Annotated in this window: 11 protein-coding genes; 5 read left to right on the top strand and 6 right to left on the bottom strand. The window is 35.4% G+C overall.

The annotated features are described in order from the left end of the window. Positions 1–18 precede the first annotated feature (18 nt). Complete coding sequence (locus tag AAGD99_RS03790) at positions 19–1,194, top strand: aspartate aminotransferase family protein (RefSeq protein ID WP_341822634.1); 1,176 nt, start codon at positions 19–21, stop codon at positions 1,192–1,194. A 10-nt stretch (positions 1,195–1,204) separates the two neighbouring features. On the opposite strand, the gene AAGD99_RS03785 is transcribed toward AAGD99_RS03790, so the two are convergent. Together AAGD99_RS03785 and AAGD99_RS03780 are read right to left on the bottom strand one after the other, a co-directional pair. After that, positions 1,205–3,658 (bottom strand): hypothetical protein, encoded by a 2,454-nt coding sequence (locus tag AAGD99_RS03785; protein WP_341822633.1) that lies wholly within the window; start codon positions 3,656–3,658, stop codon positions 1,205–1,207. Then, positions 3,613–4,923 (bottom strand): DEAD/DEAH box helicase family protein, encoded by a 1,311-nt coding sequence (locus tag AAGD99_RS03780; protein WP_341822632.1) that lies wholly within the window; start codon positions 4,921–4,923, stop codon positions 3,613–3,615. Before AAGD99_RS03780 ends, AAGD99_RS03785 begins: the two co-directional genes overlap by 46 nt. 56 nt (positions 4,924–4,979) lie before the next feature. Between AAGD99_RS03780 and rimM the strand changes: the two genes are divergently transcribed. The 3 genes from rimM to AAGD99_RS03765 all read left to right on the top strand — a co-directional run bounded on the left by rimM (position 4,980) and on the right by AAGD99_RS03765 (position 6,819). After that, the gene (gene rimM / locus AAGD99_RS03775) at positions 4,980–5,486 is read left to right on the top strand and encodes a ribosome maturation factor RimM (RefSeq protein ID WP_253307237.1); all 507 of its coding nucleotides are present in this window, start codon (positions 4,980–4,982) and stop codon (positions 5,484–5,486) included. 62 nt (positions 5,487–5,548) lie between these two features. After that, complete coding sequence (efp, locus tag AAGD99_RS03770) at positions 5,549–6,115, top strand: elongation factor P (protein WP_341822631.1); 567 nt, start codon at positions 5,549–5,551, stop codon at positions 6,113–6,115. 8 nt (positions 6,116–6,123) lie between these two features. Beyond that, positions 6,124–6,819: an inositol monophosphatase family protein gene (locus tag AAGD99_RS03765; protein WP_264732157.1), complete on the top strand. Its 696-nt coding sequence runs from the start codon at positions 6,124–6,126 to the stop codon at positions 6,817–6,819. A 118-nt stretch (positions 6,820–6,937) separates the two neighbouring features. Here the strand turns inward: AAGD99_RS03765 and hemA are convergent, their stop codons facing one another. From hemA to AAGD99_RS03750, 3 genes are all read right to left on the bottom strand, one after another. Then, entirely contained in the window at positions 6,938–8,146 is a 1,209-nt protein-coding gene (hemA, locus tag AAGD99_RS03760) for a 5-aminolevulinate synthase (protein WP_341823204.1), read from the bottom strand. A 79-nt stretch (positions 8,147–8,225) separates the two neighbouring features. Further along, positions 8,226–8,810, bottom strand: a complete 585-nt coding sequence (locus tag AAGD99_RS03755) for a hypothetical protein (RefSeq protein ID WP_341822630.1) — start codon at positions 8,808–8,810, stop codon at positions 8,226–8,228. Further along, complete coding sequence (locus AAGD99_RS03750; protein ID WP_341822629.1) at positions 8,776–11,355, bottom strand: hypothetical protein; 2,580 nt, start codon at positions 11,353–11,355, stop codon at positions 8,776–8,778. The genes AAGD99_RS03755 and AAGD99_RS03750 overlap by 35 nt, the downstream gene beginning before the upstream one ends. 121 nt (positions 11,356–11,476) lie before the next feature. Between AAGD99_RS03750 and AAGD99_RS03745 the strand changes: the two genes are divergently transcribed. After that, positions 11,477–11,614, top strand: a complete 138-nt coding sequence (locus AAGD99_RS03745; RefSeq protein WP_182319882.1) for a hypothetical protein — start codon at positions 11,477–11,479, stop codon at positions 11,612–11,614. Between the two features lie 195 nt (positions 11,615–11,809). Here AAGD99_RS03745 and htpG read toward each other — a convergent pair whose 3' ends face one another. After that, positions 11,810–13,714 (bottom strand): molecular chaperone HtpG, encoded by a 1,905-nt coding sequence (htpG, locus tag AAGD99_RS03740; protein ID WP_341822628.1) that lies wholly within the window; start codon positions 13,712–13,714, stop codon positions 11,810–11,812. Positions 13,715–14,173 lie beyond the last annotated feature (459 nt).

The following is a 14,173-nucleotide window of genomic DNA, read 5'->3' as shown; positions in this document are numbered from 1 at the left end:
TTTAGCATATAATATTTTATGACAATTTCTCCTATTTTGCCAGTTTATTCTCCTGTTAACATAAATTTTTCTTATGGTAAAGGTATTTACTTGTATGATATTGACGGTAAGCGCTACGTAGATTTTCACTCTGGAATAGCCGTTAGTAGCTTAGGTCACACCAATTCGCGATTAATTAGTGCTCTAAAATTGCAAGGAGAAGAATTATGGCATATATCAAATACCTATAATATACCTGCTGCCAATAATTTTGCAGAAAAATTAATAAACAACAGTTTCGCTGACACTGTATTTTTCTCAAATTCTGGATCAGAGGCAGTAGAATGTGGGCTTAAGATTGCTAGAGTCTATCAAAACGGAAAAGGCAATAAAAACCGTCACAGAATTTTAACATTCCATGGTGCATTTCATGGAAGAACCTTTTTAACTTGTGCTACAAACGATAAACAGAAATTTTCTGAATTACTAAATCCCTACATTGATTGGTGTGATAACATCGAGCCCAATATTGAGAGCATAAAGAAAGCAATTTCTAATGACATAGGTGTTATATTAATAGAACCAATACAAGGGCAAGGTGGTATCAAAGTAATGAATGAAGCCTTTATGAAAGAACTAAGAAAGCTGTGTGATGAAAATGACATATTGTTATTTTTTGATTGCATACAATGCGGTGCTGGTAGAACAGGAAAATTATTCGCATACGAACATATAGGAGTGGAACCTGATATATGTGCTCTTGCAAAGGGAATAGGTGGCGGGTTTCCGCTAGGGGCTTGTCTTGCGACTGAAAGGGCTGCTAAGTATATGGCGGTCGGTATGCACGGTTCCACTTTTGGTGGCAATCCGCTTGCAACTTCAATAGGCAATGTTGTGCTTGAAGAATTGCTAAGTCCTGGCTTTTTGAAAAATGTTGAAATTAGAGGTAAGTGTTTAAAACATAAATTAGAAGACCTGGCAAGTAAGTTTTCAATGATAGAAGAAGTAAGAGGAAAGGGGTTAATGCTTGGAATAAAAGTGAAAGCAGACAATCAAAAGTTTGCAGAAGAGTTAAGTCATCGTGGTTTACTCACTGTTGGAGTAACATCAGATAACGTTGTGAGAATTCTACCTCCACTAATTATCACTGAAAATGAGATTGATGAAGGAATTGAGATTCTTAGACAATACTTATCTGAAAAATCTTCTGATTAAGTGCTACGTATCAAGCAGATGCAGACACATAAGGAGATTTCTCTTCATGAGGTATTGGCTGTATCAGGACTGAAGATAGGTCAGTAGCTATAGCATCAGCCATCTCGTTCATGTATTTTACCTTATCCTGCTCTCTCATCAGTGTAAGCTCATTCATATCACTTAGTGAGTCAAACTTTGTTGCATCCTCAAATATAAATGATTGTATGATGCTTGTCGGAGTACAGAAAAAAGCGTTATTACCAAGCGACAATGTTATGTCTAATAAATCCTGTACTAAATCGTTTCTAAAAACGCATTTTGACAACTCCCCTAACAGGATTGGTATTCCAAAAAGAAAAAATGTTCCTTTCACTAAATAGGTCGTTACTCCACATAATAATGCACCACACAAAAATGCTAGCGGTCCAAATGCTATGGAACCGCAAAGTGATGGCAATAGCATAGTATAGCCTAATGATATTTCATATATAAGCTTCACTGAAACTATAAGTCCGATGAATAGCATAGCTGTACCCAAAACCATCCTTTGTCCAGAACGTTCTGTCAAGTTCTTGCGCCACAATTCAGAAAAGTCATTGTTAACTTTTACTTTAAAAATATTATGGTTAGTTTTTAATTTAAGTCCTAAATCAAAATTTTCTCTAAGCTCTGGGTCAAGAAAAATTTCCCACTCTGAAATTACTTCATGACGCCATTTATGGCAACTTACAATCTCATCAATTACCATACTAATTTGATTATTGATCTTGTATAAATTGCTCATTTTATATGAACATCCACAATAATGCTTTTTTCTAAAGTCTGTGCAGCTTAAATTCTTTAAATCACACAAAAAGTCTTTAATTTCTTGTGCTGTTTTATTAGCATCATCTCCGTAACCTACGGCTTTCAAAACTGTTGCTAAATGCTCATTTTCAATGCAAGCAACTGTTTTATCTAATGCGTGTATATATTGTTTGGATTGAAAATATGAGATGATTTTTTCTTTACACCTATCTCCATTGCCTTCGTACAAACTATTTTGTGTAAAACTATCATCATTTTCTCCGGCAATTTTTAATACATGACTTAACATATTTTGAGCCTTCACACTACTTTCAAAGTAGCAGTTTCTGATTATATGTACATATGCCTTTGCATTAGCATCTTCGGACTTGCCTACATTATACGCTTTAGCTAAAAAGACTAAATAATCAAACCCTGCCCATAGATAATACATGGACTTTACAATAGCACTTCCCACAGAAAATAGAACTGAGCGCGTGCAAGATAATTTACCGTTGTTTTTAATTCTGTCTTCATATGAACAAAGATATTTTTCTGTGCTTTTTAAAATCTTACGTAAATCTTCTTCTGTCTTTCCTACGTCAAAATCATTTATATCATGTACTTTTTCATACACCTCTTTCATCGAATCATCTGAAAATTTTTTCAGAGCTGCGTCATCGATATTTCCTAGTGCATCCATGTTTTCGCTAATATAGATCTCTATTTTTTCTCCAAGCTCTATTCCCATTCTATTTTTTATTAGTTTATTGTACCTATCAGTGGCTGGAAATAAAACCTTTTGACAAAAATCCTGCGGTGCGCTTTTTAATTTTGCTAAAACTTTATCTACAAATAACTCAATTTTTTCACCTCCAGCAGCAAAAAACCAAGGTTGCCTGTTAGGATTGCGTTCTCTATTTCTTCCCAAATTCTGCAAAGCTTCTGCTGGATTGTTGAACTGACTAGTTGAATCTCTAAATATTGATGCAACGTGATTATACTCACTATCGAAACCACGGCCTTTTGACTCGTCTATAATTGTTATCAACGCATATTTAGCCAATGTACTTAAATCACCTTGGTCATAATTACAATAGTCAACTTCATATTCACCTTCGTCATTACGTGTTATTTTAAAAAAAGGTTTATTTGTCTCAATACCAAGATCATTTTTTCCAAGTCCTGCAAAAATACATTTATTTTTTTCACAGAAATCGCTGAGATTGTGTAGTGCACCTTCTATAAGATCATGTAGCTTTTGACTTAAGTGCCAATTGTCTACTATTAATCTACTTTGATCATCGTTGCTTGTTTTCAGTGCACTAATAACTGTATTTACCTGTGGTAAAAGCTCATCCTTAGCGAATTGCTCACTAAAACCTTTTTCCTCTAGGAAAGCTATAATGCTGCCATTATTAGCAGTACTAACCTTATCTTTAACACCTTCTATTAATCCACCTAAATCTTCTCTTCTTTGTTTATCCAAAGCGGTGTTATCGCATCCCATTAAATACGAGAGTGTAAGATCGATCATTGAATGCATTACTCTGTATTCTAGATACTTAACAGTATCGCTAAAATCTACCTTGTCTTTCAATTCAGATATCTGTTCTTCCGTTAGACCGGGGTGTTGCTTTTTAATGCAGTTTATAAAGTTTGATTGACGTAATTTGAGTCTGTAATCTTTGTACAAATCCCTTCAGGCTGAAATTTATCATAAACTTTATAACGCGTACCATCTTCATATACCAAATTATCCTCACCTTGCAATGCAAAGCTAAGGTTAATTATGCTATTCACATCATCAACTAGAATAAGAGCATTTTCCCCAACCGGACTTTGTATATTCCATCTCACAGATTCCAGCAGATTATCAGAGTCAACAAGTTTATTGTAATTAAAAACTTCTTCACATTCTTCAACATATTCATGAGCTGGACTAGACTTTTCCCTAGTAAATAAGCTGCGCACGTTAGCAGCAAACCTAAGGAGCAGTTCTTTTGATTCTACTCCAGTTATTTTGGTCAACGCCCACCAAATTGGCAACATTACTATACTAAATATAAACATAGAAACTATATAATATAGATTCTCAATTAAAGCGGAATACAGCCAATGATCTGAAGTTAGACCAATTATTGCAGCAACATTACTATTTATAATAGGGAATAATGTAATTAAAGGTATTATGGTAGCAGCAACATTCACCACGAATGCTCGATTGAATTTTTCTCTTTCATTAGTTTTTGCAATAACATTTACTGTTTTGATAGTGTCTGCAATGCAGCGTCTACTTGATCTTGTAGGACTGATAATTTTTCCACATCTGTTTAAAATCCTTTTCTTTGGTGTTGCGGTTAGGTAAGTCGTAGGATATTCCGCATCAAGTTTGCACATATTTTCAAAGGCCTGCTGCTTGTTAATGCTATCTGCTTCATCAACACTAACCCACAATTTAGGCTTTTCACCGTTTTGCTCTTCAAATTTTCGATCATTCTCTTGCTGTAAAAGCAGATCATGTGTTACTATAATTGTTGTAGGTTCAGTGACTTTCAGCGCATCTTTAATTTCTTGCACAGTTTTAGGTGTTTTAACATCTACAGTAAATGCACCATCTATCATTTTCTTAGCTTGTTCAACTAAATTACCATTTGGCACTGCAACTAAATGGTGATATCCTGCTTGAGCTAGCGCATGACTCCACAATCCAATATCATAAGTCTTGCCAAACCCAGTTTCTGCATCAATCATAGTATTACAGTTAGTGATGGAAGAACTTTCTAGATGCTTTAGCATCTCTTCAACAACAGGTTTACGACGTTCTACTATTATAGATTCTTTGTCACTGAAGAGCTTTATAGATTCACCTTGTAGCTTACTATTAACTTCCTTTAAATGAGGGATAAGCTCTTTTATTTGATTAGTAATACATTGTATTGATAGAATTACAACAAACATTTTTAGGTATTTTATGCCTTATAGACAAAAAATCCAACATTAGTTATCATCTTAATATGAACGACAATCTGGTATGCCTCGGAATGATTACTTCTCCTCACGGAATTAAAGGAGCTGTTAAATTAAAAACTTTTACCGAAAAACCTGAAAATATCTCCTTATATGGTGAGCTAATAAGTGGTGATGAGAATTATAAAATAGACTTAGTATCCGTCATAGGTGATAATCTAGTAATAGCTACAATCAGCGGAGTAAATTCCCGTAATGAAGCAGAGCTTTTAAGGAATAAGAAGCTGTATATAGAAAGAAGCAAGCTACCGAAGCTAAATGATGAGAATGAATTTTATCAAAGTGACCTTGTAGATATGGAAGTAAGGCTGGAAAGTAATGAATTATATGGCAATGTAAAATCTATATATAATTTCGGCTCAGGGGATATATTAGAAATTTTAGTTATCAGCACAAAAAAACGCATTATGCTGTCTTTTACCAAAGAAATGTTTCCGCACATAAACATGAAGGAGAGGTATATGGTGCTCAATATGCCAGAATTTATTGACTAATAAAGACTTTGATATTTATATAAAGCTATTTATAATTGTAAGATCGAACTGAAAATGTAATTATGGCAGAAAGAGCTAACGATATCAGACCAGGTCAGGTGTTGGAACATAACGGCGGATTATTTTTGGTTGTAGGTATTATGCATACTCAACCTGGTAAAGGTGGTGCATACATACAAGCCGAAATGAAAAACATCAAAACCGGAGCAAAACACTATGAAAGATTTCGCTCTGATGCAACAATCAGAAGGGCAATTTTAGATGAAGAGGAGTATGTTTACCTTTTCACTGAAGGAAACATTGTAAATCTTATGCATCCAAGTAATTACGAGCAAATCACTATAAATTTGGACTTATTGGGAGAAAAAAAGATTTATCTACAGGATAATATGAAAGTTAAAATAGTAACTTATCAAGACAAAATAATTTCTGCGCATGTACCTGATTATGTTACACTTGCTGTGAAAGAAACAGAGTCTGTTATTAAAGGACAAACTGCTACTGCTTCTTATAAGCCTGCAATTTTAGAAAACGGAATGCACGTTAACGTGCCTCAGTTTATAAAAGAAGAGGATAAAATTGTAGTATATACTCCAGATGACAGCTATTATGAAAGAGTGAAAGAGTAAAAGGAAGAATGTCCATCTCATCACCACGAATTAATGTGATGCTTGATTCTGTGCGTAGTGCTTCCAGGCAGCTTATGCGCGATTTTAATGAATTGCAAATTTCTAATGTTAAATCAGCAGACTTCATTAATAAAACTTATTCAAAATCCAAGCAAACCATATACGATTGCTTGCACGACTACAAACGAGACTATGGGTTTATTTCCGAAGATGATACTGACCAAGAAATAAAAGATAACGGTTACACTTGGTTTATTATGCCTATAGAGGGCAGGGAGAACTTTTCTAGTTGCATGGTTTATTTTGCAGTATCAGTCTGTCTCATTCATAAAAATAAAGTTGTGGCAGCTGTAATTGATGCTCCGGCTCTTAGAGAAACTTTTTGGGCAGAAGAAAAGAAAGGTGCTTTTCTTGAGGATTTTAGATCTCGTCATATAAAAATGCGGGTGAAAAGCCGTGAAGGGGGTCTAATAGATGTAAGTGGTAATTTATTAAATAAATTGCTGCCTGGCAATAGTAATGTACGCTCCATCGGTTCAACAATTTTAGGCTTTGCGTACCTTGCAGCAGGAAGGCACAGAGGAGCAGTTTACTCTGGAGTTAACAAATATAAAGCCTTGCTCGGTAGACTTTTTCTGCAAGAAAGCGGTGGAAGGCTAACGGAAGACAACGGGCTAATCATTGCTGGAGATATAAAACTATAGCTAAAGTAATTTATGTTTACCTACAATTTGATAAGCGTAAAACTCGTCATTCCGCTACTTGTTAGCGGAATCCATGCTGAGATACCGCGAATAAATCGCGGTATGACGTAGGGCTGTACTAGCTATAGCATAAACAGGCTACAGAGATAGACAACTTCTCAAAAACTTTTACAAGAGATTCTGTTAAATGTTCTATCATTTCATCAGTATGATAAGGTGTAGGGGTAATACGGAAACGCTCAGTTCCTCTTGGCACTGTTGGATAATTTATATGTTGAACGTATATTCCATGCTCATCAAATAATAATTTTGATGCTCCTTTGGATAACTCTGGGTCGCCAATTATTATTGGAATTATATGAGTTTCTGTTGGAATGAAGTTAATTCCTGTATTTCTCAGTGAGTTTTTTACTTTTTCAACGACTTGCTTTTGCTTTTCCCTTTCAATGTTGCTCGATTTTAGGTGTTCAACGCTTGCCTTTGCTGCCGCTGCTAAAACAGGCGACATAGCAGTGGTAAAAATAAATCCTGGAGCGGAACTTCTTATTACATCTACCAAGCTCTTTGAAGACGCTATATACCCACCCATCACTCCAAAAGCCTTCGATAGTGTACCTTGAATGACGGTTATTCTATCCATCAGGCCTTCTCTTTCTGCAATTCCGCCACCATGTGAACCATACATGCCAACTGCGTGCACCTCGTCCAAATAGGTGATTGCATTATGTTGATCTGCAAGATCGCATATCGCTTCAAGCGGCGCTATATCGCCATCCATTGAATATACGGATTCAAGTGCTATTATCTTTGGTGTTTTTGTGTCTACGGACTTTAACAACTGCTCTAAGTGATCAACATCATTGTGTTTAAATATATGTTTTGGTCTTTTTCCTGATTTTATGCCTTCTATCATTGAAGAATGGTTCTTCTCGTCTGAAAAAATTACTACATTTGGGATAATAGACGATAAAGTGCTAAGTGTTGTCTGGTTAGCAAGGTAGCCACAAGCAAAAGTTAAAGCAGCCTCTTTTTTATGCAAACAAGCTAAGGATTTTTCCAGTTCGACAACCTCTTTTGTTGTACCAGATATATTTCTTGTTCCCCCCGCACCAATTGATGAATTTTGAATAGCGGCAATAACTTTCTCATTTTGTGACATTCCTAAATAGTTATTACTGCACCAGACTATTACTTCCCTATTTCTTTCATAGTCCATAATGTGGGGGAGCCTACCTGGCAATGACGCAAAGTGCGTAAATTCACGGTAGCGCCCCTCATCTTTTATATCTTTGATTTTGTTTAAGAATATTTCTTCGTAGTTTACCAAGTTTTTATTCACTAATAATTAATACAATTATAATAAATTATTAAATGGTAAACTACAATATTTATTCTTCAACTTACTGTTATTCAACAAGCTTTCCGTTAGCTACAGGTTCAACATTACTACCCTTAAATGAACTTGAAGGTCTGTTACAGCAATATATGATTACAGCAGCAACTAAACAACAAGCTCCAACTGCTATTCCTACCGCTAACATTTCCAAGTAAACTGCAACAGCCACCCCTGAAATAATACCAGCTATTGCAAGTGCAGAAGCAGCTATAACAGGCAGCTTACTACTTTTTGTACTGTTGCTACTTTTTAGCGTAGAATCTCCTTTATTTGTTTTATCTAGTTCATCAGTTACATCTTCAATTAAAGAGTCTTCACTAACAATTGAAGAGACTTTACTATCCTCAATATCTGCCATAATTACCATATGCCCTTCGATTGTAGGTACACCGTTAACATTTGAAAAAGCGCTAGGTGATGGTACTGAAATTTCTGGTTGTATGCCTTGCAAACTACCACTACCTTTGGGAGTAAGGTCCTCCTTAGTTATATCCTCAGAAGAAACTTTAACATATTTATCATTGTTATTGTCAGTATCACCTTCATCACTCTTAGGCAATTTAGTGAAGCTTTGAAGGACCGCTACTGCACTCATCACCACTCACAGAACTCTGTGGTGAAAGTGGTGGTGAATCTGAGTGCTCTTTAGCACTAAAAATATTACTTCTATTGAGCTGAGCACCAAAATTTCCATTATTGTTACCCAATAATCCAGTACCACGTTGACTGCTACCTGCCTTATAAAAGGAGCTGCCTGTACATGGTATACCATGTCTATAAGTGGAAACTGGAGTTTTTACTTTCGGAGCAATGGATTTATCATTACTACTTGCTAGATTAGGCTCTCCTTCATCACTTCTAGATGTCAAAACATCCTCACTTACAAAACTTAATACCGGAGTTAGATCATCGCCATTTATATTATCAGACTGCTCATCATTGACTTTAGCTTCCTCAGTAGCCATTGAAGGCATTTCTGATGTTACTACAACTTCTTCAAATGGAGAGCCACTACCTGAAGAAATTCCAGAAAACTTATCATTTTGATCACCCTCAAGCTTAGAATAATCATCATCCTCAGAACTCAGCGATGGTGAATTTGGTTCACTTTCTTCAAACTCCACCATAGGAATTTCCTGACCACTTGCAGTAGCACCAATACTTTCTACACTAGCGTCCACTGGTGATGCAGCAATGAGCTCTTCTGCAAGAAATTCTCTAATTTTTTTAATCTTATCTTTAGACTCTTTATCTTTCTTCCCAACTCTTGTCTCATTAGCTTTCTCCAAAGCCCAATTAATGATTCGTTCTACATTATTGCCCTCTTGCTTTACCTGTTCTACTAAAGATTCTACTTTTTTATAATTAAGATCGAAGATAGCATCAGACAACGCTTCTTCTATGCTTTTTGTATTTTGGTCACTACTATGCATTTCACCCTCCTCAAAACTATTGCTAATGAGCTCCTCTGTCGAGCCCCCTCTATTATTCATAATATTTTCTCGTCTGTCCACATTTTCTTGTGGCTGTTGATTTTTAGGTGCTGGATTTTCTGATAGAATGTCACTTGTTATAACTGGAATTTCTAATTCATCTGCAACGTTATTACTTCTTTTTCGTATTATAAAAGTTCCAGGAGTTTGGCACATTTCATCCCACAAATCTTGACGTTCATGACAGGGATATTCTTGCACATCAATAGAAAATTGCAGAATATTTCTAATTTGCATTAAACTTAATATAAGATCAGTATTCTCTTGACGTTTATTGTCTTTTGGATCTTTAGTGTATTCATCATATGCTATGTAAGCAGTCTGAGCTAATCCATTTACAATACCTGGCAAGTAGCTATAATTATATTCACGTAAAGCTTCAGATTGTAATAATTTGTTTTCCTTTTCCAGATCTTCTATGCGCTTTTCTATGCTAGATTTAAAAATCCCACACTCCTCTCGAAAAATTATGTTAATTGCATCAATTTCTGTGCATAAGTAACATACTCCCTTGACTAAGGAGTAATCTTCTTGGCCTATTGAGTAGTGTGTTGCATTTTTCAGTATATTCTGTATGACCTGCCTAATCACTTGCTCATTATGTGATACGTTTTGATGAATTTCTTTAGTGTAAAAAAGCACCTCGACTATAACGTTTGTGTTTGTGTATTCAACATTAGACAATGCAATGAGGATTGATTCGTGTATGTTATCAAATTCGTTATTTTTAGATTTTTGATTGAGATAGCCGATAACATCATTGCTGCACTCAGCACATTCTTTGCATAGGTGCTCAATAAATGCAATATTGCCAGCATCCAATGCAGTTTTCAGAATTAAATCATAAATTTCTCTTCTGCCACGAACTCCTATGTTTTTCAGGATTTGTTGCCTTAGTATTGTAATAACTTTATCATCTGCAAATGCTTGTTCATATACATCGTAAATGGCACGATCTGCACTATTAGTGTATCGTTTGCACAAGTATTCAATGACAGATATGCGTTCTTGACTTATTGCAGTTTCTAACAAGGTAGCAAAGCTCTTTTTTAATAACTCTTCTGTTGAGGCTTTTTTAGTTGGCCCATTAATATATCTTTCAAATGCACCTAGCACTATCGTGATGAATTCTTCATTTTTGATCAGAGACGCTGTTTCAAGCACACCATACAAAGGATCAGGTTTACTTGTTTTTAACACTTGTTCAAGATCCCTTAAGACGTATTCGACAAAAACTGCATTTAATAATTCTTGCTCTTTTCTTAGTGCTATAACTGAGAAAAAGTCAATCTTATTAGGTTCGACAAGTTGTATAGCTTGATCTTTTAATCTTCCATAAACTCCATCGGTACCATGGAATTTTTCTATAAAAGCTTCAATATATTTTTGACCACCAACAAGTAAAGGTAAAAGACTTAAATTTCCTTCAGCAAAAAGTATGTCCTGATATCGTTCTATCAACTTGTCATTAGCCGCAATTGCTAGCAATACCAACTCTTTTACTGAATAATCATACTTGAAACCCTCTTGATCAAATTTATACTGTGATAGTACATTTGAATATATATGTTGATGGTTGCTTCTGTTTTGTAACTCCAAATTAAGTTGATTTGAACAGAAATCTTTGAGATTTTCATTATCCAGCATAATAGACCTGCCTTCATAATCTTCAATATTTTGTACAACCTCGTCTAATTCTTCACAATCATCTTCCCTTACAGCTTGATTTAAGATATTTATTATCTCAGCAAAAGTTAAGTTTTTAGGAATGATACCATATGAATCTTCATCTTTTAACTCTACAGTAAACGACCTATCACAACCATCAGGAAAGTTTGCAAGTATTGCATTCTCTAAACTTAGATCTTCAGGGGGTGTGCTACATGGAGTAGCTGGTATCTCTTGACTTTCGCTATCTAAAACTTCAAACCCTTCTTCAATACCTGAATCTTCAGAATCTGATCTTTCAAAACCATGCCAACTTTTGATTAATCTTTCAGAATTTGATTGGTCCTGTGAAGTTGTATCCTATGATACAAAGTCTCTAAAATTGGAACCAAACATGTTTTACCCCTAATTACTAACCAAACTAAGTATAGCATTAAACAGAAATCTTGCCAAGCAAATTATTAACTCTCTTAGCAAACAGACTTACATCATCCATCTCTTCACCTTCCACGATGCAAGCTTGGTAAAATAATAAATGAATCATGTCTTCCAATGTTGGGTTTTCACCATTTTCAGCGTGAGATTTCATTATGCTTTTTATTACAGGATGCTTAGTGTTAATTTCCAGTACCTTTGGCGTGCGGTAATTTAGCTGCTTTTGTTCACGCAAAAAACGCTCCATGCGAAGATCCATAGCACCTTCATCAACTGCTAGACATACAGGGCTGTCAGTCAGTTTTTTTGAGATTTTCACGCTTTTCACTGAATTGCCAAGAACCTTGGTGAAATATTGCAGTATAGAGTCCGTATTTTCTTCAGTCTTTTCTTCATCTTGCTTATTTTCCTCATCTTTTTTATCTTCTTCTGAAGAGAATTTTTCCAAATCAACATCAGCGCGGGTCACAGACTTAAATTTTTGATCTTTATATTCATGAATCACGCTAGTCCAGAAATCATCAACTGGATCAACAAATAGGAGCACTTCTAGTCCTTTACTGACGAATCCCTCAAGTTGCGGACTGTTTTTCACTGAATCGAGGCTATTTCCGGTGAGATAATAGATATGCTCCTGCTCAGGCTTCATTCTGCTTATATAGTCATCAATGCTGACTAATTTCTCATCACCAGTGCTATGAAATCTGCAAATCGAGAGCAGTGCCTCTCTCTCATCAGTTGGCATAGCTTCACAAAGACCCTCTTTTAATACTGCACCAAAATTGGTCCAGAATTTTGTATATTCCTCTAAATTCTCTTTTGCCTTTTTACCAAGCTCTGATATCGCGCGTTTAGTTAAGGATTTTCTGATTTGCTCAACAACGCGATTGTTCTGCAGCGTTTCTCTGCTGATATTAAGAGGCAAGTCCGGTGAATCAACAATACCTTTCAGAAAACGCAAGTATTGTGGTATGATCTGTACGTTATCTTCAGTAATAAATACTTTATTTACATATAACTTAACAGAGCAACGTCTATCTGGATGGAATAAATCAAAAGGTTTAATGGAAGGAACATAAAGCAAATTTGTATATTCTATTGCACCTTCATTTTTATTATGCAATATCATCCAAGGCTCCCCGCCAACGTGAGCAACACTGCGGAAAAAATCATTGTGTTCCTCTTGAGTAACATCATTTTTTGGCTTAGTCCAAATTGCAGCCTTACTGTTTAACTTTTCACTTTTTCCTTCTTCATTTATGAATTCAACAGGAAAATTTATGTGATCAGAGTAAGTAGTGACAATGTTTTCAACACGAAATTTATCTAAAAACTCATTCTCTTCAGGACGCATAATGAGTGTAATTTTAGTTCCACGAGAAATTTGATTATCTAGTTTACTTATCGAATACTCTCCATCTCCCTTGGATTTCCAGACCCAAGACTCCTCCTCTCCAGCTTTTCTTGATTCTACTATTACTTCTGATGCAACCATAAAGCTTGAGTAAAAACCAACACCAAACTTCCCAATCAGCTCCACAGCTTGGCTTGAATCCTTGCTATTTTTAATCGCATCTAAGAACTTTTGCGTACCAGAGCTTGCAATTGTACCAAGGTTATCTATTAAATCTTGTCTGTTCATTCCGATGCCATTATCAGTGATATATAGCTCGTTCTTATCTTTATTGGAGCTAATAGTGATTTTTAACTCATCACTTGAATCTAGCAAATTTGAATTAGATTGAGATTCATAGCGCAATTTATCACATGCATCCGATGCATTTGATATTAACTCACGCAGAAAAATGTCCTTATTAGTATAAAGTGAATGAATCACTATATTCAGTACTTTCCCTACTTCAGCGTCAAATTTTAAATTTTCAGTTTCTTGTACGTTATGCATTTTGAGCTCCATTATTTGCCTACTACCCTAATAATCTAAGTATTGCACTGCAATCTTTCAAGGTCACGCACGCCAAAATTAATGTAGCCGCCATATTATGACACCCAATTTATGGGATCTCTTGCATAAAAATTCCTTGACAAACTCCGCTAGCCCCCTTATTGTAGTGCTAAGGGTATTTATGACTCAAAACTTGTTTTTGACCTGCAGGTTCAATCACAAAATTCAGTAAAAAACTCAGAGTATTTATTGGCGGATTACATAAAATTATAGCGGCTGCATGTCTTTTAAATTTTTTCTACATTCAGCCAAAACGCGCTTAAACTAAGCGTCAGCACATTATTACAGCGCCACTTACAGTAATATAGAGTCAAAACTCGCTACTCGGGGCTTCTTTTGCCTTTTTTTTTATTTGGTAAATTTCTTAATATTTATAGCAACATGAACAAACATTTGAGA

Origin of the sequence: Wolbachia endosymbiont (group A) of Clivina fossor (assembly GCF_964026865.1) — a bacterium.
Taxonomy (GTDB): domain Bacteria; phylum Pseudomonadota; class Alphaproteobacteria; order Rickettsiales; family Anaplasmataceae; genus Wolbachia.
The sequence above is the reverse complement of the archived record's forward strand: the minus strand, read 5'-3'. Positions and strand labels throughout refer to the sequence as shown.